At 44.6% G+C, this 22,514-nt stretch carries 22 protein-coding genes; 15 read left to right on the top strand and 7 right to left on the bottom strand.

Features of this window, described 5'->3' with window-relative positions:
* The first annotated feature begins 32 nt into the window (after nucleotides 1-32).
* From GJ688_RS04845 to GJ688_RS04820, 6 genes are all read left to right on the top strand, one after another.
* Nucleotides 33-413: an MmcQ/YjbR family DNA-binding protein gene (locus GJ688_RS04845; RefSeq protein WP_155475416.1), complete on the top strand. Its 381-nt coding sequence runs from the start codon at nucleotides 33-35 to the stop codon at nucleotides 411-413.
* Between the two features lie 192 nt (nucleotides 414-605).
* Nucleotides 606-1,223 carry an FHA domain-containing protein gene (locus GJ688_RS04840; protein ID WP_155475482.1) on the top strand — a complete coding sequence of 206 codons (618 nt, stop codon included), beginning with the start codon at nucleotides 606-608 and terminating at the stop codon, nucleotides 1,221-1,223.
* Between the two features lie 75 nt (nucleotides 1,224-1,298).
* Complete coding sequence (locus GJ688_RS04835) at nucleotides 1,299-3,272, top strand: stalk domain-containing protein (RefSeq protein ID WP_155475415.1); 1,974 nt, start codon at nucleotides 1,299-1,301, stop codon at nucleotides 3,270-3,272.
* Nucleotides 3,273-3,290: 18 nt separating this feature from the next.
* Complete coding sequence (locus GJ688_RS04830) at nucleotides 3,291-4,754, top strand: trypsin-like peptidase domain-containing protein (RefSeq protein ID WP_155475414.1); 1,464 nt, start codon at nucleotides 3,291-3,293, stop codon at nucleotides 4,752-4,754.
* Nucleotides 4,755-4,841: 87 nt separating this feature from the next.
* Nucleotides 4,842-5,741 carry a PP2C family protein-serine/threonine phosphatase gene (locus GJ688_RS04825; protein ID WP_155475413.1) on the top strand — a complete coding sequence of 300 codons (900 nt, stop codon included), beginning with the start codon at nucleotides 4,842-4,844 and terminating at the stop codon, nucleotides 5,739-5,741.
* A gap of 99 nt (nucleotides 5,742-5,840) precedes the next feature.
* Nucleotides 5,841-6,689 (top strand): PP2C family protein-serine/threonine phosphatase, encoded by an 849-nt coding sequence (locus tag GJ688_RS04820; protein ID WP_170291668.1) that lies wholly within the window; start codon nucleotides 5,841-5,843, stop codon nucleotides 6,687-6,689.
* Between the two features lie 444 nt (nucleotides 6,690-7,133).
* Here GJ688_RS04820 and GJ688_RS04815 read toward each other — a convergent pair whose 3' ends face one another.
* Complete coding sequence (locus GJ688_RS04815; RefSeq protein WP_155475411.1) at nucleotides 7,134-7,694, bottom strand: CBO0543 family protein; 561 nt, start codon at nucleotides 7,692-7,694, stop codon at nucleotides 7,134-7,136.
* Between the two features lie 302 nt (nucleotides 7,695-7,996).
* Between GJ688_RS04815 and GJ688_RS04810 the strand changes: the two genes are divergently transcribed.
* The 5 genes from GJ688_RS04810 to GJ688_RS04790 all read left to right on the top strand — a co-directional run bounded on the left by GJ688_RS04810 (nucleotide 7,997) and on the right by GJ688_RS04790 (nucleotide 13,170).
* Complete coding sequence (locus GJ688_RS04810) at nucleotides 7,997-9,244, top strand: hypothetical protein (protein ID WP_155475410.1); 1,248 nt, start codon at nucleotides 7,997-7,999, stop codon at nucleotides 9,242-9,244.
* A 565-nt stretch (nucleotides 9,245-9,809) separates the two neighbouring features.
* Nucleotides 9,810-10,196: a MerR family transcriptional regulator gene (locus tag GJ688_RS04805; RefSeq protein ID WP_155475409.1), complete on the top strand. Its 387-nt coding sequence runs from the start codon at nucleotides 9,810-9,812 to the stop codon at nucleotides 10,194-10,196.
* A 41-nt stretch (nucleotides 10,197-10,237) separates the two neighbouring features.
* Nucleotides 10,238-11,239 carry an aldo/keto reductase gene (locus GJ688_RS04800; protein ID WP_155475408.1) on the top strand — a complete coding sequence of 334 codons (1,002 nt, stop codon included), beginning with the start codon at nucleotides 10,238-10,240 and terminating at the stop codon, nucleotides 11,237-11,239.
* A 111-nt stretch (nucleotides 11,240-11,350) separates the two neighbouring features.
* Nucleotides 11,351-12,472 (top strand): MBL fold metallo-hydrolase, encoded by a 1,122-nt coding sequence (locus GJ688_RS04795; protein ID WP_155475407.1) that lies wholly within the window; start codon nucleotides 11,351-11,353, stop codon nucleotides 12,470-12,472.
* A 47-nt stretch (nucleotides 12,473-12,519) separates the two neighbouring features.
* Complete coding sequence (locus GJ688_RS04790) at nucleotides 12,520-13,170, top strand: flavodoxin family protein (RefSeq protein WP_155475406.1); 651 nt, start codon at nucleotides 12,520-12,522, stop codon at nucleotides 13,168-13,170.
* Nucleotides 13,171-13,243: 73 nt separating this feature from the next.
* On the opposite strand, the gene GJ688_RS04785 is transcribed toward GJ688_RS04790, so the two are convergent.
* Nucleotides 13,244-14,062, bottom strand: a complete 819-nt coding sequence (locus tag GJ688_RS04785; protein WP_155475405.1) for a stalk domain-containing protein — start codon at nucleotides 14,060-14,062, stop codon at nucleotides 13,244-13,246.
* 452 nt (nucleotides 14,063-14,514) lie between these two features.
* On the opposite strand from GJ688_RS04785, the gene GJ688_RS04780 reads away from it, so the two are divergent.
* Together GJ688_RS04780 and GJ688_RS04775 are read left to right on the top strand one after the other, a co-directional pair.
* A complete protein-coding gene (locus tag GJ688_RS04780; RefSeq protein ID WP_235910784.1) occupies nucleotides 14,515-14,943 on the top strand; it encodes a MarR family winged helix-turn-helix transcriptional regulator in 429 nt (142 codons plus the stop codon).
* A 46-nt stretch (nucleotides 14,944-14,989) separates the two neighbouring features.
* Nucleotides 14,990-15,604, top strand: coding sequence for a class I SAM-dependent methyltransferase (locus GJ688_RS04775; protein ID WP_155475404.1), 615 nt, complete (start codon nucleotides 14,990-14,992; stop codon nucleotides 15,602-15,604).
* 5 nt (nucleotides 15,605-15,609) lie between these two features.
* Here GJ688_RS04775 and GJ688_RS04770 read toward each other — a convergent pair whose 3' ends face one another.
* Together GJ688_RS04770 and GJ688_RS04765 are read right to left on the bottom strand one after the other, a co-directional pair.
* The gene (locus GJ688_RS04770; protein ID WP_155475403.1) at nucleotides 15,610-16,503 is read right to left on the bottom strand and encodes a DMT family transporter; all 894 of its coding nucleotides are present in this window, start codon (nucleotides 16,501-16,503) and stop codon (nucleotides 15,610-15,612) included.
* A 206-nt stretch (nucleotides 16,504-16,709) separates the two neighbouring features.
* Entirely contained in the window at nucleotides 16,710-17,156 is a 447-nt protein-coding gene (locus tag GJ688_RS04765) for an ATP-binding protein (protein ID WP_155475402.1), read from the bottom strand.
* 181 nt (nucleotides 17,157-17,337) lie between these two features.
* Here GJ688_RS04765 and GJ688_RS04760 point away from each other — a divergent pair, with 181 nt between their 5' ends.
* On the top strand, nucleotides 17,338-18,837 hold the full coding sequence (locus tag GJ688_RS04760) for a 4Fe-4S dicluster domain-containing protein (protein ID WP_155475401.1): 1,500 nt from the start codon (nucleotides 17,338-17,340) through the stop codon (nucleotides 18,835-18,837).
* Between the two features lie 76 nt (nucleotides 18,838-18,913).
* Here GJ688_RS04760 and GJ688_RS04755 read toward each other — a convergent pair whose 3' ends face one another.
* The 3 genes from GJ688_RS04755 to GJ688_RS04745 form a co-directional block, all read right to left on the bottom strand.
* Nucleotides 18,914-19,378 (bottom strand): pyridoxamine 5'-phosphate oxidase family protein, encoded by a 465-nt coding sequence (locus GJ688_RS04755; protein ID WP_155475400.1) that lies wholly within the window; start codon nucleotides 19,376-19,378, stop codon nucleotides 18,914-18,916.
* A 176-nt stretch (nucleotides 19,379-19,554) separates the two neighbouring features.
* The gene (locus GJ688_RS04750) at nucleotides 19,555-20,436 is read right to left on the bottom strand and encodes a glycoside hydrolase family 25 protein (RefSeq protein WP_155475399.1); all 882 of its coding nucleotides are present in this window, start codon (nucleotides 20,434-20,436) and stop codon (nucleotides 19,555-19,557) included.
* Between the two features lie 221 nt (nucleotides 20,437-20,657).
* Complete coding sequence (locus GJ688_RS04745) at nucleotides 20,658-21,503, bottom strand: methyl-accepting chemotaxis protein (protein WP_170291666.1); 846 nt, start codon at nucleotides 21,501-21,503, stop codon at nucleotides 20,658-20,660.
* A 546-nt stretch (nucleotides 21,504-22,049) separates the two neighbouring features.
* Between GJ688_RS04745 and spoVG the strand changes: the two genes are divergently transcribed.
* Complete coding sequence (gene spoVG / locus GJ688_RS04740; protein ID WP_155475397.1) at nucleotides 22,050-22,328, top strand: septation regulator SpoVG; 279 nt, start codon at nucleotides 22,050-22,052, stop codon at nucleotides 22,326-22,328.
* Nucleotides 22,329-22,514: the final 186 nt, after the last annotated feature.

Below are 22,514 nucleotides of genomic sequence, written 5' to 3'. Positions count from 1 at the left end.
TAAAGGCATTTTGACCGTTGTAGGTGTAGAACATGGACAAAAAAACTACGTATCAATGGCTGCATCGCTATGTAATGACAAAACGTGGAACCGAGGAAACGTATCCGTTTGACTTTGAAACGACTGTTTATCGCGTTGGTGGCAAGATGTTTGCCTTAGTCTTTACCAACGAAGATATCCTCCGAGTGAATCTCAAATGCGATCCCATGCTGGCCATTTTGCTCCGAGAAAAGTACAGCGCAATCACACCGGGTTATCACATGAACAAACGGCACTGGAACACCGTTCTTATGGACGGTTCCGTTCCTCAGGATGAAATCAAAGAAATGATATCGCATTCGTACGATTTGGTCTTTAACGGACTGCCTAAAGTGAAAAAGAACCGTATCATCGGAGCAATATTCCCAGGCTAGGAATATTGCTCCGATTTTTTTGTTGTGTAGTGAAGCTCATTTATGTTCTTAAGGATTTCTTTACATACTTTAAAACTAACGCCAATAAAATGAAAAAGGTAAGCGGAAAGACAATTTTTAATGAGAAGGTTCTTAAAGGATGATGTCGAGTGGCGCAGCCACCATGAAATAGAAAGGTGGGATGAGAAAACGATGAAGCGATGTTCCAATGGACACTATTACGATCCACAAATGCACAGTACATGCCCATACTGCGGGATAGAGAATTTTGATCCATCGGTAACCCGGCCTCTTTCATCGGGGACATTTCCCTATATGGAAGTTCCTCCCACACAGCCGAAACGTCCAGACTATGGGGTACCTTCTTTACCCCAAGCTTCACCCCCGGCTTGGTCCCAACCTCAAACTCCTCAACGAGAACAAATCCCACCTACACGGGGTGTCACTCAAGTCAAAGGGTACGACCGGGTGGTAGGGTGGTTGGTCTGTGTTGAAGGAGCGGAACTAGGCAAAGATTACCGTCTTCATAGTGAAAAAAACTTCATCGGACGCTCGGAAAAGATGGATGTTGTCATCAGGGCTGACGAAACGATTTCCCGAGAAAATCATGCAATCGTAAGCTATGACCCGAAGAAGAATAGTTTTCGCTTGCATCCAGGTGACGGAAGGGGGTTGGTGTATATCAATGGCGAAGAAGTCACCATCCCTGTACCGATTCAAGCCTATGACATGATTGAGATTGGTGAAACGACGTTACAATTTGTTCCCTTCTGTGGTGACCGGTTTCAATGGAAAAAAGATAAGGCATGATCAGGATGAGTTCTCCAGGTTGCCTTCAAGGCAATGTGGGTCAGTGTAATGGTAATCGTATGAGGGGGAACTTCTATGTGGGAAGAGCTTTGCATGGGTTGCATGGGACAAAAAGGGGAAGCAACGGTTTGTCCCTCTTGTAGTTATGAGGAAGGATCAGCCGTGATTCTACCCCATCAACTGCCATCACGCACCCTTCTCAAAAACCGGTACGTTATCGGGCGTGTTTTGGGGCACGGCGGATTTGGCATCACTTATCTGGCCTGGGATACCACTTTAAACACTCGCGTGGCGATCAAAGAATACTTTCCGCGCGATCTCACGACTCGATCCTACGGGAATTTGACGGTCTTTATCTACACTGGCAACGCACGTAACCAATACCTTTATGGATTAGATAAGTTTCTGGAGGAAGCCCGAGCCTTAGCTCGGTTTGCCCATCATCCTGGAATTGTGGCAATCCAAGATTTTTTCCAGGAAAATGAAACCGCCTACATGGTCATGCAGTACATGGAAGGCATGACACTGAAAGAATACTTGGATTCTGTTGGCCGCATCACCTACGATACAGCCCTTAGCATCTTAATGCCGGTGATGGATGCTGTAAGAGAAGTGCATGCTGCCGGGATGCTTCATCGGGATATCAGCCCAGACAACATCTACATAACCAAAACGAAACAAGTTAAAATTCTAGATTTTGGCGCCGCTCGTTACGCCCTTGGTGATTTTACGCAGAACATCTCGATTTTGTTGAAGCCTGGTTTCTCTCCGGAAGAACAATACCGCAGCCGAGGACACCAAGGGCCGTGGACCGATGTTTATTCCCTTGCAGCGACTTTATACATGGCCATAACGGGGCTTATTCCACCGGCAGCGATCGATCGACTGCATGCCGATCTTATTCAGGCTCCCTCGCAGCTAGGGGTAACGATTCAGCGGGAAGTCGAATGGGCACTTCTGAAAGGGCTCTCTGTTAAAGCAGAAAATCGCTATCAAAGTGTAAAAGAGTTTCAGATGGCTTTAACCGGATCGAACTTGGTGATGGACGACCGGATTATCACTTGTGCACATTGCGGCGCCCAAAATCGAGTCGCACCCAATACATCCATCGAGAATATGGCCTGCAGTCAATGTTACCAACCGTTTAGACCGGTCACTCCGGGTATTACCACAAACCATCACGCTGTTCCTCAAGCTGCGTTCATGCCTAGCGGTGCACCCGGCAGCGTACCTGGCGCCTTGCCGAATATCACCCCGAGTAGTATGCCGGGCTTCAACCTGGGTAGTCCATCCAGCGCTTCACCAAGGAACATATCGGCTGGAATACCTGGATCTATCCCGTATGCCGTACCCGAATCCGCTTCGAGTCCCATTTCTGGCAATGCTCCAGGAGTAAGTTCGGTCAACGGAATAAATCCGTCAATGGTTGCATCAGATTCGGGTGGAACGACGATTATACAGTTCAATTCAAACAACAAAACGTTGATGAAAATAGCTGCAGGGGCAGTCGCAGCTATTTTGATAGTCGTTGGTCTGGCGATTTACGTGAAAGAACCACCTAAGAAAGAACCCCCCGGTAATACAACTATCTCAACGTCCGCGAACGGGACAACGGAACAAACAAATCCACCCTCATCCCAGTCCTTTGAGCCACAAAGTGCCAACTTAACCTTTAGAATTGGCGAAAAAGTTTTTTATAAGAACTATAAAAAATATACAACCGATGTAGCCCCCTATATTCGAAATGGCATAATCTACGTCACTGTTCGAGTATTGGCCGAAACCTCCGGAGTTCAAGTGGATTGGGATCCGGATACACAGACTGCGTCCTTCCTTCGGGATAATACTCGGTACATAGTTAAACCGGGCGTTCCCAAGCTTATGGGTGATAACGGCATTGCAATACCGATGGAAGGAGCGCCGGAGCTCAAGGATGGCCGAATCATGATCCCGATAAACTGGATTGCCAAAGTGGCCCAAGGCAAAATGGAATATGATGAAACAACCCAAAACGTCACAATTACGCGAGAGCCGAACAAAAAACAGTAGGGAAATGGAGGTCTAGCGATGCTTAGAATCAAAAAAAATTTGGTCGCCATCCTCCTTGGATTCGTATTTTCTCTAATTTTCGTTACTGTTCCCTATGTCGAGACCGCACAAGCCGAACCCGACGCGAATCAGATGCGGCAAAGCGTCGTACACGTTCGAACCTATTTCGTGAATGACCGTGTCGGGTACGGCTCTGGTTTTATCGTCGATCGAGAGGGACAGTATGTGGTAACCAATAGGCACGCCGTAACGGATGAGGATGGTGTAAGGGGATACGATTTTTATGTCTATGTAAAGGATCAGGATGAACCGATTCAGGCACATATCTTAAGCCTGTCGCCTGAAAAAGATTTAGCCATCCTTGAGTTAACCAAAAAATCCGGTAAGGTTCCGGTCAGATTCGCCAGCAGTGATAACGTCAAGGATGGCCAGGCTGTTTATGCTGTTGGCTATCCTTTCCCGGCCTATATCGAAAAGATGACAAACATTGCCCAAATCAAGCATCCGCCGGAATCAAAGATTACCCGTGGCGTGATCAGCGGGAGAAACAAGGACGATAAAGGAACTAACCATTATCAGACGGATGCCGCCGTAAACTTTGGAAACTCAGGAGGTCCCCTTTTCAATGAAGCGGGTGCAGTAGTTGGCGTGATCCGAGCAAAACCCAACGTCAAAAAGATCGAATCCGAAGGGATCGCCTGGGCGATTCAAAGCGATGAAGTCATGCAGTATTTGGACCGGAATAATATCAAATATGACAACGAAGATACGGCAGTTAAACCCCTGAACCCACCGGAAACATCGACAAATGCTACTAACGACCCGAATGAGAAAAATACTCCGGCAAAAGAGAATATAAATGCGAATCCACCAGTTTCTACTCCACAAGCGCAAGACAAAACCCTGTTGATTGTCATCGGTGTAATCTCCATGATTGTTCTCATCAGTGTAGTCGCCATCATGATGGTACAGTCAAAAAAGAAAGCGGCCGTACCCTCGTCGGCTACGAATCCAGGAGTCAATCATGGAACAGGCGGAAGCATACCGAATGGGAAGGGCATAGGGCTCGGGCCGCAAGGTTTAGAGAGAAAAGGAGCACAAGAAAACCCTGTAACTCAACCCATTGCAACGAATCCAGAGAATTCACGGTCGACTAAGCCCATCCTTCGCGGACTGGTGGGCACATTTATCGGTCGAACCTTTGAGATGGATAAGGAACCTCTTACCGTAGGTAGGGACTCCCGGGTTTGTCAAGTGATCTTCCCGCCAGATCAGACCAATATTGGACGGGTTCACTGCAGTATCCGCTATGAAGAGCCCAGTCGGACATTCATTCTGGAAGATTGTTCGTCAACCAATGGAACCTATCTTTTCAATGGAGATCGAATCAGCCCCAAGCAACCTGTCCGGCTCAAATCGGGAGATCGGTTTTATCTCGCCGATCGAGAGAATATATTTGAGGTATTGCTGGAAAAAGGATAATCTCATCTGGGGCGTTGAGAGGCTCGTGTTTTTTCAACACGAGCCTTTTGACTAGACGGAAGAGCATCCGAAGCGGAAGGAGAACCAATGAGAATCGTTCCGGGGAATTTCCAGCATATTGGCAGAAGGGAAGAACAGCAAGACGCCTTTGGTTTTTCCGATATCGATGATTTGACATCTGTCCTCAACGGCGGAGTAATGGCAATCGTTGCGGACGGAATGGGTGGATTGTCCTGTGGTCGCCAAGCCAGTCAATTGGCGGTTCGAACCATGCTCTACGAATACTACCATGAATCTCGTCGCACTTCGGTGCCGGAAGCTCTTTGGAAGAGTGTACATAAAGCCAACACTGCCATACTTCAACTGGCGATGGAATCGAATTTGGCAGGGCAGATGGGTACAACACTTGCCGCTGCCGTGATTTATCGGGATATGCTCTTTTGGGTAACAGTGGGAGATAGCAGGGTTTACCTCTACCGGCAAGGAAAGTTAACACGCTTAAATGCCGATCATAATTATCGATTGGATTTACTAAAAAAAAGCGCCCGAGGAGACTTAGGTCGAAAGGAGGCCGACGAACATGCCGAAGGAGCTCATTTAACAAGTTACCTCGGCTTGACTGATCTCGAAAGAATCGATCGGAATATTCGACCGTACACCCTGTTTGCAGGAGATCGGATTCTGCTCTGCAGCGACGGGTTCTACGCCAATTTGTCGGAACAAGAAATCGTAGAAGCATTGGCGGGTGACCCTCAGAAGGCCTGCTATGTTTTAGCCGATCGTGTTCTGGCTTTAAATCGACCAGACCAAGATAATTTAACCGTTGCGATTTTAGCGTTAGAGGAGAATGATCCATTCCGAGTGACAGAACGGCAATTGCCGCAAACCCAGCGAATCGACACTATTGTTAGATTCCGCTGGGGCGCTGCCGCTTTGCTTCTCTTTATCGTTTCGGCGTGGATGATTATCCAAATGGCGAATTCATGAATTCAAACGAAATAGCTGCATCAACGAAAGGGCAAGTGTCAATCCGAAAAAAGAGGCCTGTCGGGCGTTTGTATGTATAAGGTGGGAGGAAAAGGGTTTATGAGGCTTACGACTGCTATGATTAGCCGGATAGGTGGAAGAGAGTCAAACCAGGATCGGTGTGATTACTTTTATAACGGGCAAAAGGGCTGTTGGGTGGTCGCCGATGGGTTGGGCGGTCACCGGGGGGGTGAGAGGGCGGCTCAAATTACCGTCAATACTGTATTGGAATACTATATAAAAGACGGAACAGCTACGGAGGAAACCTTAGAAAAATGCTTTCAAACCGCCCAAAAACAAGTGTCGATTGAACAGGACGAGCATAGTGAGTATTATCGGATGAAGTCAACGGCCGTAATTCTTCTGTTTGCGGAAAACATAGACTCGGGGACTGTGCCAAGTACTTCCAGAAGTGAAGAATCGACGGAAGAAGAAAGTTCAAGGGAAAGCTCAACGGAAGGTTCAAAAGAAATCTCAAAAGAAATCACTAGTGAAGTCGTCTGCGGCCATATCGGAGATTCACGACTCTACTATTTTCGTGACGGAAAAATTGTCTATATCACGAAGGACCACAGCGTGTCTCAGGCTATGGCGGAAGCTGGCTATATTTCACATGAAGAGATACGTTTTCATGAAGATCGGAACCGGGTATTGCGATCACTGGGACAGAAGGAGTCAATACGACCGGATATCGTGAGAATTCCTGGTCCTTATCGACCGGGTGATGCCTTTCTCCTCTGCACGGATGGTTTTTGGGAACATATCTGGGAGAGAGAAATGGAGATAGACCTGTCTAAGGCAGAAACACCGGACGCATGGTTGGAATTAATGGAGATCCGAATCATGGAGCGTGCTCCTGAGGATCACGACAACTATTCGGCTATCTCTGTTTTTTTCTGTGAGTTTTAACGCAAGAAAGCCAGGACAATCATCCTGGCCTTCACTGTTTACTTGATTATATCCCCAACGCCGCCCGCTTCTGATCCGCAAAGCATATCCGTTACGATGGAGGATCCGGAAACTTTTCAAACAGCGGTACGTTACCGATTTGATGCGTTTTTCGCACGATATCGCATCCTCTATTTATCGATTCAATGCTAGTATTCGCACTTTTATGCATCTTTGTACCTCAGAGATTGCAGAACCAGACTGGTTGACTGAAAAATACTACGAAGACAGGCAGTCCAGCCCATCGTGGTTTGGACTGCTTTTCTTAAGGACAGAGAACAAATAATGCTCTTGAGTTCGAGCATTATCTTTGCTTCGTAGAATAACGTTTTTGGAATTCATTTTCGATAATTATAAGACCGAAGTGGAGGAACGATTGGAGCAGTCTTTAAGAGTACGACCCATTTACGTATCCTTTAATGGCTTGAATCCATCCAATGTTGTAAAGTAGTGGCTACCCACAAAAATGGTGTAGTAGAGGGGGAGGGAGTAGTACTGTCGCCAAAGAAGCAATTCGTACAGTGCCATCCACCTCAGAATTTCTTCTCCTATAAAACTGAATAGGAGTGCAAATACCAAGCCCTTTAGATGCGGATTTAGCGATGGATTGTACTGGATCATGAACATGATTGCCACCGGAATAATCGAAAAGTCCGCAGGAATATAGTGGGGGAATAAAGGTAGAGCCTTATAATCGTAGAACCACAATCCGATTATTGAACCGATGGTATCTAAGGTAAGTGCAGCAATCATAGAAAAAAAACCGGCCAAAAGCAGTCGGTGCTTGGATTCGGGATTTCTGTATCTTAACCATAGTAACCACGGTACTATGGTTAAGAGGACACTAACCCACCAACGCCACGTAAATAACATTTCTGACAACCATATACTGTAAAACTGTTGCTGTAATTCAGTAAGTTGCTGATAGATCAGAGCAGTGCCTGTTGTATGCTCATGCGGTAACAAATATGGATTCCCCTTTGTGTAACCGTAATACTTCTTTTGGTTTTTTGTCCTGATATTCTCGTAGACGCACAAGTCAACATACCGCCCAGTCGACCCAAAGCGGAATCATAGCTACTAACGGTTCTCCTCATAAGATGTTCATTTTGGAAAATATATATTAGTTCCCGGAAGTATTATTCTGCGTATTCGGTGATATTGTTCCCAGAATACCGTTCTAATAAACAAATGAACTCCTACTCAATAAAATGGGTGAGTATTGGTAACAATATATAAGAATTTAAAGCTATAGGAGATAATACCCGATGCCTCATCAGAAGTTCCAGTCAGATGCAATCAAACCTCGATATGCCAAAGGACGTATATCCGCATTGGGGGTAAACTCGGTATATCCCCGCACTCCTTGGGTGGCAGCCTGGTGGTCGACCGCCTTTCCGGGGTTTGGGCATATGTTTTTAGGAAAGTACCTACATGGTTTTGCGCTGATAATTTGGGAACTTGTGGTGAACAGCCAAGCCCGTTTAAATATTGCGATTGCCTTATCCTTTCTGGGTAGGTTTGAGGAGGCAAAGGCTCAGATAAACCAGGAGTGGTTTCTGCTTTATGTGGCAGTGTACGTATATAGCATCTGGGATAGTTACCGTTGTGCGGTTGAAATTAAAAAAAGTCACGTTCTGTCCGAAATTGAAGATGCGCCGATCGCCCCTTCCGATGTTAGTTTTTTTGATGTTGTTATCCTTGATAAGAAAAATCCTTGGATGGGATTTGTCTGGTCAGCGTTCACACCTGGTTTGGGACAATTATACGCAGGTAGTACGGTTGTGGGTACATTTGTTTTGGTCTGGTGGATTTTTGTTTGCTATAAGGCATCGGCTGTTCGTGCCTGGCTCTATTCTTTCCTCGGGGATTTTAGCCGTGCAGCCGCAATTGTGGATTGGCAGTGGTTTCTTTTTTTGCCTTCCATGTACGTTTTTGCAATTTATCAAGCATACACAGCGGTAAATGAAAACAATATTTTATTCGATATCGAGCAAACAAGGTACCTTAGAGTGAGGGCTGCAAACTTGGGACAACGAAACACAATCGAAAACGGCACCATACAAATCATCGCCACATTTGACCATTCACCTTTTGTGGAGATGGTTATCCATGATATTGAAAAGCTAGGAGTGCCGCCACGGGATATCGTAGTGTTACCGCTGGAAAACCTTGATTCGGATACACATATCATTGACACTATTGATCGGGTTGACGGCAGAAGTAATCTGGACGGAGCCATGATGGGTGGTACGATCTTTATGGTCTTAGGTGCGATTTATGGATTTGTATGGTTATGGGGACCGGTAATTTGGGGGCTGATCGGCTTAGTAGTCGGTTTCTTCCTGGGATTGATCATCGAATTAGTACTCAATAAAAAGAAACCAAAAGTTCTTTCCGGTCGCAAAAGCGAGGTAATTATACGGGCGACATGTAAAGCCTCTCTACAAGACCAACTTGTTAAAACTCTTAAATCCCGAAGAGCCAGTGGTTTCGTGATCATGCCTCAAGAATAGCAGTTAGGACATAACCTACTGGTTCAAATGAATGTTTTCAAGCATTTTCAAGGACGTCAGCCCACTCCTTTGGTCTATTTACGGATGTATTAGGTGGATCTACGGTATTAAGTTGTGAACAGTAAAACCCGGAAGATAAGGTCTTATGAAAAAAAGGACAGTCCAAAGAACATTGATCTTTGTTCGGTCCTTTTTAATTTTTGTTTTATAACATCGTCGTAACTTCTAAATATGGAATATAGGGTCTCTCAATTCGGACAGGAATTCACAGTGAGTTAGTAAATATTAAGCTGGTAGGTAAATAGGTTTATTATTTTGCGCTTGACTTGGAGTTAACTCCAAGTGATATGCTATTTTCTGAGGTGAATCTAATCTTGGCTCTTTCACGGTTTGAGTTCCTATATAGACGGTACTATCCAAATGCCACTGGTGAAGAAATCGGTATGGGTAGTCGGGATTATGAATTAATTGTTTTGTAGTACGGACGAACGTATCCTTTCGAATTGGCGGACCTGCCTGAAGATGTCCGAACGTTGGATGACCGAATATCGGGAGGTAAAAACCGATGACAATTACAGAAGTCAGTGAAAAATTGGATATTTCACAGGATACACTCCGCTATTATGAACGCATCGGATTGATTCCTCCTGTGAACCGCAATAAAAACGGAATCCGGGATTACACCGAAGAAGATTGTAAGTGGGTCGAATTTATTAAATGTATGCGCAGTGCCGGTCTACCGATTGAAGTATTGATTGAGTATGTTGCATTATTCCAACAGGGCGACGAAACGATTGAAGCAAGAAAAGAACTTTTTATCGAACAGCGTAAACAACTTATCACAAGAATCGAAGATATGAAGAAAACGCTGGAGCGCCTAGATTATAAAATTGCAGTATATGAACAGGCGATCGTCAAAAAAGAAAAAGAATTGAGAAGGCCGGAACATTAGCTATGAGCGCTCAAAAACAATTAAGGAAATGGAGAGTTACAATGAAGTACAGAAAATTAGGGAAAACAGACGTAGAAGTTTCGGCAGTGGGTCTAGGCTGCATGGGAATGAGTGCAGCTTACGGGCAGGCAGATGATAACGAAAGCATTAGCACTTTACAATATGCACTGGAGCTTGGAATAAACTTTTGGGATACTGCCGATATCTATGGAAATGGTGCGAATGAAGAACTGATTTCGAAGGTACTGGTTCCTAACCGCAACAAGGTTTTTATTGCAACAAAATTCGGGTTCCGTGTAAGAGGCGCCAAAGGAGATGCCTTTGTGGGCGGAGATACCTATATTGACGGTTCCCCGAGGTGGATGAAGCAGGCCGTGGAGAACAGTCTTAGACGGTTGAAGGTGGACACCATTGACCTTTATTATGCTCACCGTGTAGACCCGCATGTTCCGGTAGAAGAGACCGTCGGTGCCATGGCTGACTTGGTCAAAGAGGGCAAAGTCCGTTACTTGGGATTAAGTGAGTGTACGCCGGAAGATTTGAAAAAGGCGCACGCTGTCCATCCGATTACTGCGGTACAAAGTGAATACTCGCTGCTAACTCGCGACGTGGAAAAAGAGATTCTTCCATTAACGAAGGAGTTAGGGATAGCATTCGTTCCCTTTGCTCCGTTAAGTCGTGGATTGATAACAAACAAACTCAATGTAAGCACCCTTGAATCCAATGATTTCCGCAGAAACCTTCCACGCTATAATGGAGAGTATTTGGAAAATAATCAGAATCTAGCAGCTGAATTTGCCGAATTTGCGGCGGGGAAGAACTGCACCCCGGTGCAGCTTGCCATCGCCTGGGTAATGGTACAGAGCGATAACATCATTCCGATCCCCGGAACAAAACGGAAAAAATATCTGGAAGAAAACGCAGGAGCGGTAGATGTCACACTTACGGCTTCAGATTTAGAACAGATAGAAAATGTAATTATGAAATATCCGAATATAGGGCCACGCTACAGTGCGCGGGAGAACAAATTTGTAAAAAAATAAAATCATACGTTGTGGTCATTGAACGTATCGATAGTAAACCAAGTCGCCAAGAGCACTTGGTTTGCTACTTTTATAAAAGTGTAGTCCAAAATCGGATTTTCGGAGAATTATATGAAAGATTGGTTAAGAAAAATGCTGTTCTTTTCACTCCTAGGTCTTATCGTTTTATTGCTAGGTATCGGTCTTTATTTGCAACATCCTAAGTTTGGCCGATTGCCTGACGGCTCGAACCTTGAAAGAATTAAAAGTTCTCCCCATTACTTGGATAACCGTTTTCAGAATTTAATCCCCACTCCTCAATTTACCGGAGAACAGAGTTCTGCTTCCTCGTTATGGGAGTTTCTCTTTACCAAAAAGGAACGGCTGCGACCGACCGATCCGATTCCATCGATAAAAACAGATCTGATGGCTTTGGACAAAGGGAAAGATACCGTGATTTGGCTGGGTCACTCTTCGTACTACATGCAACTTGGCGGCAAAGGGATTCTCATTGATCCCGTATTTAGTTCCTACGCAGCACCTGTCTCTTTTGCGAATAAGGCATTTGAAGGAACGAATCCATACACAGCAGATGACATCCCGGAAATCGATTATTTGCTGATTTCTCACGATCATTGGGATCACTTAGATTATCCCACAGTGACTGCGCTAAAAGCCAAAGTTAAAAATGTGATCTGCCCTTTAGGTGTCGGTTCCTATTTTGAACAATGGGGATTTGAAAAACAGCGTATCCATGAGGGGGACTGGTTTAGCTCATTAGAATTAGAAAAAGACTTTACCGCCCACGTACTGCCTGCTCGCCATTTTTCTGGACGCCTGCTCACTAGAGATAAGACGTTATGGGCTGGATTTGCACTGGTCACCCCGCAACGTCGGATATTCTACAGTGGTGACAGCGGATATGGTCCCCATTTCAAGCAAATCGGAGAAATGCTCAACGGTTTTGACCTCGCAATCTTGGAAAATGGTCAGTATGACAAGAGCTGGGCAAATATACACATGATGCCGGAAGAAGTGGCAATGGCCGCTGAAGAACTGAAAACCAAGGCCTTATTACCTGGCCATTCCGGAAAGTTTGCGATTTCCAACCATCCTTGGGATGATCCATTGAAACGGATTACGCTTGCCAGTCAAAATAAAAACTACCGGCTTCTTACGCCAATGATCGGAGAACCGGTATATCTCGATAAGGAGCAACAAGGCTTTTCCCAGTGGTGGGAAGGGGTTAACTGAATCCCCGCAGAACACTATTTCCATTATGAGGGTGGAGGAGGACTATGATGAAGGTACTTGGAATTAACGGAAGCCCACGGAAGCAGTGGAATACAGCGACGTTACTCAATAAATCTCTGGAAGGGGCAGCATCAAAAGGTGCCGAAACAGAGTTAATTCACCTTTATGATCTTACTTTTAAAGGATGTATGAGTTGTTTTGCTTGTAAGACAATAGGCGGTCACAGCTACGGGAAATGTGCGGTCAATGACGATTTAGCGCCAATTCTAAAAAAGGTCGAGGAAGTTGATGCGATTATCGTCGGGTCTCCCGTGTACTTTGGCAGTGTATCGGGGGAACTCAGATCATTTATCGAACGATTACTTTTTCCCTTTCTAGCTTATTCTAACCAGGCTCGATCACTCTTTCCGAAAAAGATCCCTGTTGGTTTTATCTATACCATGAATGTGCCAGAAGAATGGGCAAAACAGATGGCATACGAGCATCAGATTAGTCAACATGAAATGGCATTCAAATTGATCTTTGGCGGAGATGTGGAGAATCTTTATAGCTATGACACCTATCAGTTTACGGATTATTCAAAGGTAGTGTCAGACCTTTTCGATCCTGAACAAAAAGCGAAAAGGCGGGAAGAAGTCTTTCCCCTCGATTGTGAACGGGCTTATGAATTAGGTGCAAGAATCACAGGTAGACAATGATTGCCTAAAAAAGAAAAAAGGCGTGTCAAACTGTTGCTAGTTTGCACGCCATTTTATCTTTCAAATCAATATTTTACTTTTTCATCATTTGATAGGGTAACGTATTTTCCGAATCCATCGCTATCGCGTCATCGAGTAATTGGTTGGCTCTTTCCACCTGCCCGTGATTGAAAAGCATTTGGGCCGCAGACGAGAATGTGCTATATAGACTCTCCTGCTTTTGTTTTTTTGCATTGACCGCCATGAAGATGTATTTTGTCCCCTCGTCATAGTGGCCTACCTCGTAATACTGTGCAGCGATATTGAAGGCGTAAGTATCCGCTTGTTCAGGGTAGTATTCCATCGCTTGTTTTAATTGTTCAATTGACTCCAATGCGGCGGGCTCTTCGGTCGATGACGACCCATTTGACACAGACGGCTCAGTCTTCTGATTGGGTGAATGATTTACGGAAGAATCCCTGAAAATATTCACTGTACTGGTATTCCCATCCCACTCGACGGAGCAACCCAGGCTTTCGGCAACAAATCGGGCGGGCACCATCGTTCTTCCCTCAATAATGGTTGCGGGAACATCCAAGTGAAGAGTTCGGTTATTGACGACGGCTTCACGACTACCGACCGGTAAGGAAATCGAGATGCTTTCTTTGGTGGCTTTGACCGTACTGGTGGACTGATCCCATGCTAACTTCGCGCCGAGCGATTCAAAAATCCCTCGCAGCGGAACCATCGTGCGTCCTTCGATGACAGTGGGCTGAACGTCGAAAAAGATCGGTTTTCCATCAACATTTACAAAGATCCCTTCATCCGCGAAGGTGGGAGTTATTGTAGACGAAACAATGAGTGTGGTGATTGCTGGAATAAGCCACTTTTTGTATTGCTTTTTTCGTTCCATCGAAATTCCTCCATTGATGCTGATTCCTTTATTGAAAAATTGTACAGCTGGTACGGTGATTGATCTAAAAAGAATTATAACATGTCAAAGCCATTAATGGATATTTTTATCCTAAGTGAATGGGTAGGCAGAGAAACATCCGTCAGATAAACATGAAATAGGGAGGAAGTTCATAGGAAAAGGGATGGAACAATTCCAAGCATATTTACCAAATACTAGAGGCTTAGCAAAATTGCTCTAGCCTCTTTTCGTAAGCTCGGCTATTCTCGTTCTCTTGTTATTGAGCGAGTTTTGCGGGTAAGCTCTTTTATTGGGGAAAATAAAGTTATGGTTAAGACAATTCATGGCATATAAAATAGTTGCAACACACAACTACTTCTGTTGTGGTTTGAATATGATGTAAGCCTATTGGATGAGGAAGAATTTTGATTTCATGAGCAGGAGTGATTGGATTGGAAGATGGCGTAAGTGCCAAGGAATTGCGCGAAATCATCCGACAGCTTGAGCGCAAGTTAGGTATTTTAGAAAAAAACGAAATGGGTTGCTGCGGGGTTTCTTTTGCACAGTGTCATGCGATTGTAGAAATCGGAAGAGGAAAAAAAGTATCTCTAAATCTGTTAGCCGATAGCCTCGGTTTAGATAGCAGTACGATGAGTAGGACTGTAAACAATCTTGTGAATAATGGATTTGTCCAAAGAGAGCTTGATCCGGGGGATCGACGATACGTTACGATTCAATTAACGGAATCGGGAAATAAGGTTTTCCAACACGTAGAAGAAACCATGAACAATTACTTTCAAGGGGTTTGGGAGCGCATACCGAACGATAAAAGAGCGCAAATTCTTGATAGTTTTCAAATCTTATTAACAGCGTTTCAATAACTATTTCGGGTGATTCAGATTTTGTTGTTTAGGAGGTTTCGTTGTGATGAGCAAAGAGTATTTTGATCGTGTTGCGGACAAATGGGATGATATGAGGCAGGAATTTTTTTCGGATAAGATTCGTGAAAAAGCCTATTGTATAGCCGATCTTGTAAAAGGTAAACTGGCGGCGGACATTGGGGCAGGAACTGGCTATGTTACGGATGGTCTCACAGAAAAGGGTGTAAAAGTCATCGCCGTAGATCAGTCCGAGGAAATGTTACGACAGTTGAAATCTCGTTTTGGGGAAAAAGTCGATTGCCGTGTAGGAGATGCTTCTGCACTACCCATTGAAAATAACGCAGTTGATTATGTTTTTGCCAATATGTTTCTTCACCACGTGGATAGCCCGAGTGAGACAATTACAGAAATGGTACGTATTCTGAAGCCGGGTGGAAAATTGATTATTACTGATTTAGACGAACATAACTTTGAATTTCTTCGAACTGAACAATTTGATCGGTGGCTAGGTTTTCGGCGAGAAGACATAAAATTATGGCTGAGTCATGCTGGATTACACAACGTGAGCGTTGATTGTATAGGCGATAACTGTTGTTCAATGTCTGAATCCGGGACATCTCAAGCGAAGATAAGTATTTTTATTGCCTATGGTGACAAATAATAAACTCAACTTTCTTGATTTTGTATCTGAAAACTATGTAACTGAGCTATCAACATGCCTACCGCCATGAGTACCATTCCTATGATCTCATGTGGACCAAGAATTTCCCCAAGGATGAGATATCCTCCCAACGTTGCAAAGACGGTTTCCATACTCATGATAATCGCCGCATGAGTTGGCTCGGCATGTTTTTGTCCGATGATCTGGAGTGTATAAGCGATACCAACTGAGCAAAGTCCACCGTACAAGATAGGTACTGCTGCCTGTAACAGGAGGGTAGGAACGATTTCCTCTGTCGTTAGGGCTACGACCATGCTGAGAGCGGAACATGTTATGAACTGCCAAAAGGCCAGCACTAGATTATCGATTTTTGCTGCATACCGGTCGATAAGCAAAATATGAAACGTCCAAAAAGCGGCACCGATTAGTTCCAGCAAGTCGCCGTAGGAAACGGTAAAGTCACTTTTTACACATAAAAAATACAGTCCAACTGCCGATAGAACGGAGCCTGCCCAAGTATTCATTGTAATCCGGTGACCGATAAACAGACCTGTCAATGGAACCAGTACAATGTAGAGGCAAGTAATAAAAGCAGCTTTACCGGCAGTTGTATACAAAAGTCCGATTTGTTGTAGCGATGCAGCGATAAATAGGACTGTTCCCGCCAATATGCCGATCTTCCACGCCTTTGGGGAATTTTCCTCAGGCGTTATTTTTTTTGTGGAAGAATCTCGGCGGAAATACCAGATCAACGGTAAAAGCGAAGCTGCACCCAAGGCAAATCGTACACCGTTAAAGGTATAGGGGCCAACAAAATCCATACCTACCCGCTGAGCGACAAAGGCAAAGCCCCAGATGAATGCAGTCATTAATAGCAGTAAATTAGCTTTAAATTTCATCGATAACTCCTACATAATGTAATCGTGAACCTAGGTGCTCTTAAAAAAACTAGCCGGACGACGAATCCAGCCAGATTTCTAGCTTTGCCTGAAAGTTAAGCATAAGATTGTTTCCATTTTCATGATAGTACTATGGGCGTTACGATACAACAAGCGCCGTACCGGTGACTATCGAATACAAGCTGATGATAACCGTGCCTTGAGTTTTATTCCATTCCCTCTTCCTCATACTCTACAATGTGATCAATGGTCTCATCTTTTCGTGGAGGTTGAAAACGTTTATTCATGGAACGAATCACAGCTACGGGTACTTTCCGATCGCGAGAAGCGTTTCGGGCTAGAGCCGTTTCTAGTGAGGTTTTTACCCAGTGGAGCGTAATAGTGGCCCCGTGTTTATGGGCTAACTGGATAAAGGGTTTACGGTTTCTTCGTGTCATATTGGTGGCATCGAAAATGACAGTATTTCCTCGGGGGAGCATGTAGTCGATCATCTGACGGGCTATCTCAAAAACAAGTTGGTCGTGGCATATGATGGCCTCATCTTGCCAGAGAAACTTTCGGATGCTATCAGTTGATACAACATATCCCTGGAGCCGGTTTACCAAAGTCGATTTTCCACTGCCCGGCAGGCCGCAGAGCATATGAAATTCCATCGGTACACTCCTTTACAGGTGGCTGTGCGTATATAGAAGGCAAAATGCAAAAAGTCGCCTAAGATGAGAATCCGTCTGAAAATAGCGGTTTTTCTTTCGCCCCTATTGCATGATTTTTTAATTATTGTGTCGAAAGTGTATATACTTGCTTTTGGCAAGATATCGGACAGGGGGCTTCGCAATGGATTTCAGAGTTTTGACGCAGCGCCAATATGAGACAGCCGTCCAGATGATACGTCATGAAGTCTTTTATTATGTGGCCAAGATGACGATGGATGGCACATTAGAGAAAAATAAGCAGTTCATCCCGACGTTGATCAACGAGGAAAAAAAGCCGCGCTACCGTTGTTGTGTCTATAAGGAAAGAGCCGTCTCGGCAGAGCGTGTCCGCCTGGCTTGCGGTGAAGAGCCGGAAGGAGGAGTCGTACACGATCCCTCTGCTGGGGATGATCCGAGAATTCGTGTGATCTCCATCGCCTGTGATGAATGTCCCGTCAACCGGTTTTCCGTCACTCCCGCTTGCCGGGGATGTATCACCAAACGATGTATCGATGCCTGCCCGGTCAATGCGATCGCTCAAATCGATCGGCGAGCAGTCATCATTCAAGAGAAGTGTATCGAATGCGGACGCTGTCACCGTGTCTGCCCCTACGGTGCTATTACCGATATGCAGCGTCCCTGCATCAAAGCATGTCCTGTAGACGCCATTCGCTATGATGAAGATAAAATCGCACGCATCGATCCGCAAAAATGTATCGCCTGCGGACATTGCACCATCAGTTGTCCCTTTGGCGCGATCTCGGACACCTCTAGTATCGTCGATGCGGTAAAGATGTTGCGGCAGGAAAAGGGGAACGTCCATGCGGTGTTAGCGCCGTCTGTGGCCAGTCAGTTCCCCGATATCACCATTGGTCAAGTGAACAGCGCACTGAAAAAGCTCGGCTTTACGGCGGTCCATGAGGCGGCCTTGGGCGCGGACATGATCCTTGAGGCAGAAGCCCGGGAACTGGCGGAGAAGCTGGAAGCCGGCTCGTTCCTGACGAACTCCTGCTGTCCCGCTTTTGTGGCGATCATCGAGAAACACTTTCCCCAACTGAAGGATAATGTATCCACGTCTGTGTCGCCTATGGTGGCTGTTGGACGGTATGTGAAACAAAAGTATCCCGGCGCTCAGACGATCTTCATCGGTCCTTGCATGGCCAAAAAAGTGGAGATTGGGCTGCCTAAATGCCAGGGCGATATCGATCTGGCGATCACTTTTGAAGAACTGCTGGGTATGTTCGATGCGGCTGGGATCGATCTCGCCAGTTGTGATGATGAGCCGTTGGAGCAGGCTTCAATTTTCGGTCGCCGCTTCGCTCGCTGCGGCGGTGTTGCCGAAGCGATGGGACAGGCGCTCAAGGAAGCTGGGGTGACTGTGGAACTCAAACCTCATCGTTGTGACGGGGCGGAAGAGATCATCAAAGCACTTCGCATGGCAAAAGTGGGTCGCCCACCGGGCAATTTCATCGAAGGCATGGCTTGCGTCGGCGGCTGTCTCGGTGGGCCTTCTGCCTTAAACCATTCGCGCCGGTCAAAGCAAATGCTCGAAGCATACAGCCAGGAGGCAAAGGCCCAAACCATTGGCGAGGCCCTTTCCTCCTTAGACTTAGGACAGATTTCGCTACATAAGCACGAATAGGAAAACAAAAATAAGAGCCTGTCCCAGGTACTTGGGACAGGCTCTTGATCTGTTTGACTTTGCCGGTAAGCCTGATTTATCTTTGGGCCTTACCAGTCAGATGCTCGATTTCAATTTTTACCACAGTCGTAGTATGTCCAGAGTTCTCGATGTATTTTTTCCCAGATTCCATGTAATCGGCGGAATATTTTTTTACCAGTGCCAGCAAACCTTGTACCTTTTCATCTCCATCGACGATCTTGGCTTTACCAAAGACAATGACGCTTTCGTAATTCGTATCAAACGACTTGGATAGTAATTCGGTGTTACCAACTACACAAAAGGAAACACGGCTTTCATTCCCTATATTGTCGAGTTTTAACCCATTTACCGCCGAATGGACATAAATACTGTCGTTATCGTAAGCATAATTCAAGGGTACCCCATAGGGATACCCATCTGTGCTTAGCGTTGAAAGAATCCCGTATTCGCCTTCGGTAAGAATTTTTAGGCTATCGGCTACGGAAAGTTGCTTGTCTTTTCTACGCATTTCAGTGAACAAATAAAATCGACTCCTCTGAAATAATAGTAATTATAGCACGAGGAGTACCTCTCGTATCGTCGCTGAAATCAAATTACACAGTTTTACAACTGGATGATTGGCTTGCTTTTATTCCCAAAGATTATCTCAACGTTGTAACATATTATCGTATGAATATAATACGGTACAGCAATTATCTATGAAACAACGAAGTTCCAACCGCCATCGATCGGTACGGCTTGGACATTCTTAGAAAGACACATCCAAGGTAGATATGTGTCACCGTTGTACACAACTCCCTGAACATCTACACCATTCACATTCATCAGACCGTTGCCTTTATATATGAAAGGTGTCTTAACCTCCTTAAGTGCCGTCCAGACTACGTAAGTATCTACGCCTACGACGATACCGTCCATCCATGGCTTTCCGTTGATTTGTACTTTTTTCTTTAGATAGATTTGCAATGCCTCTAGTGATGTGACGACATTCATATCTACCTGTCCCGAGATTCCATTTACGGTTCCTTTATCGGTATATTGCCAAATGAGCCACTCTGCCCAGCCCGCAAAGTCTGGCGGTGGGTAGGAGGAATAGTGACTTATCCATAGGGGTAGGTCAGACAAGCCATCAACCTCATACATATCGATATACCATTTTCCTGTATATAGGATCACCTTTCCCCCAGTCGAACTGGACACAATATTGATAAATGTCCGAGACCATTCGGCCAGGTAGTCACCACTTAGAGTTGAATTCTTCTGCGGTGGTGACTCGAGGTCTAGCACGGGCCATAGATTTAGATTGACCGAGTTCAGTGCTTCAAGGAAGTGAGCCGCTTCATCCTCAGCGGAGTTTTGCTCTGGATGGGCGTAGTGATAGGCGCCAACAAGTACCCCGGCTGTTTGTGAGTTGTTCACATTCAATTGGAAACACTGATCGCTGGTTCTACAACCTTCGGTAGCTTTTACGTAGGCAAAAGAGATACCAGCTTCTCTTACTTGGTTCCAGTCAATATTTGTTCCCTGATAGCTGGATACATCAATTCCGAGCACGTTAGAATCAGAACGATTTTGCATAAATAAGCCTCCTCTTTAAATATTGAGGATTTACTATAATGTACGAAATAAAACCCAAATATTTACACAAGCATTTTGTTCATGTGTAAGCTTGGTATGTAATACCGACGGTCTCCGAGCTTTTATTAGATAAAAAATGACCTTGCCGATTTTGGTAAGGTCATAAGCTAGTTTTATTCTCGATGAGTAAAACAGCTAATGGGATAGACGATAAGGTATGTTTAGATAATCTGAGCTATTTTATCAATTTCTGTGGCTGACGAAGCTAACTCTTCCATCGATGCCGATATTTCCTCTGTCGCTGCAGCTTGTCGTTCTCCTAACACAGCCGTATTGCTTATTTTCTCGTCGATTAAATTCAAAGATTGCTTTATCTCGGAAAGGATTTTATCGGCATCTTTTACCGATTTCTCACTATTAGTAGCCATCTTCCTGATTTCCTCAGCCACGACCGCGAATCCTTTACCTTGTTCTCCTACCCGTGCCGCCTCAATGGAAGCATTTAACCCGAGAAGATTGGATTTGGATGCGATTTGTCTTATGAACGATAGAATGGTATCAGTTTGCTTAATATTTGATTGAACCTTTTCGGCGAGATTTTTCAAGTCTAATAATTCGTGAGATAAGGTAGTTGCAGAAGAAGCGATTTCTTCTGTCGTCGCCGAAATTTCTTCGGAGGTCGATGCAATCATTTGTGCCGCCGCTTCAAGAACTTGTTGATTAGCGAGACTTAGCCCTAGACTTAATGTACCAATAATATTTCCGCTTTCGTCCCTAATGGGTACGTTTGAAGACTTAACAGGGATGCCCCAAACATCTTTAGGAATCGTGAGCACGATTTCTGTACCTGTGTCTAAACATTGACTGGCGCCCCCTGACGGAGGCAATGGACTTCCTGCTACGGTTTTTGTATCAATTTCCTCGCCAGGTAAATAATACAAAAACTTTTCCTTGTCTGTAACTGCGAACATACAATCAAGTGGAAGAACTTTTTGAAAATAGGGTAGTGTTTTTTGAAAAGCTTCTAGTAAATCATCGACGCTGGATGTACTGCTTCGGATTGTCATTTCCCTCATCTCCATCTAATACACTTATTTTGCAATAATAATACTGGTATGTCACAATCCAAGACTTAAATCAAAAAAACTCTTCTAAAATCATCTGCACAAATAAATAAGGGTGCTATGTAGACAAGGTAAATACCGAGTGTCAATTTTATTCTACCATTTAGTTCCTTTGCCTACAAGGTAAAACCTTATACATGTTTAAGGTTTTATACTTTGAAACATGTAGCTGGATGCAAGGATTACCGATTTGTCGTCTACTTAAAAATAAAAAAGGCTCGGAAACGTATCTCGTTTTCGAGAGCCCTCATTGGCTAAAATTTTACTTAAAGTTACGTCGTAATTATACGTTAAGTTTTTATTTTCCACAATACTCTTTTTGTGGCTTTTCGAATCATCTCAAAATAGGTGACCCGGGATGAAAAAACGCCTAGAAAAAGATAATTCTCTCTAAAGCTATAAAAACATTAAACAAGTATTGACTACCCGAACAAATAGGGTAAAATTGAACCGATGAGTACAAAAAGATGCTATAGGGAGTTGTAGCGAATGGATATCAGTGTTAGAATCAGAAAGATCACCCGCGAAGGGGCCGTAAAGGCTATCGCATCTGTCACTATCGACGAAATGTTTGTTATTCATGACATAAAGGTAATCGCGGGAAAGACAGGAGATTTTGTTGCGATGCCGAGTAAAAAGGTGCCAAACGGAAGTTATCTCGACATTGTGCATCCGATTCATCAAGAATTTCGCGACATTATTTTTAAGGCAGTAATGGAAGAATACGAAAAAGCAGCCGGTAGTTCGAAAACACCGGTGGCGATGTAACCGCAACAGTTTGGTCGATAAGATTAAACTCTTTTTCGGTAACTACAGGGAAATTCCAAATCCAAATTAAACTTCCAGAGCGATCTTGCCATCACGGGCGAGGTCGCTTTTTTATTTAAAGATTGCTTGCCAAAGATCCGGCTGTTGGAAGTATCAAAGTAAAGTCTTCAACATAGAGCGAAAACA

Source organism: Heliobacterium mobile (genome assembly GCF_009720735.1).
GTDB lineage: Bacteria > Bacillota > Desulfitobacteriia > Heliobacteriales > Heliobacteriaceae > Heliobacterium > Heliobacterium mobile.
This window is presented reverse-complemented; position numbering and strand designations above follow the sequence as displayed.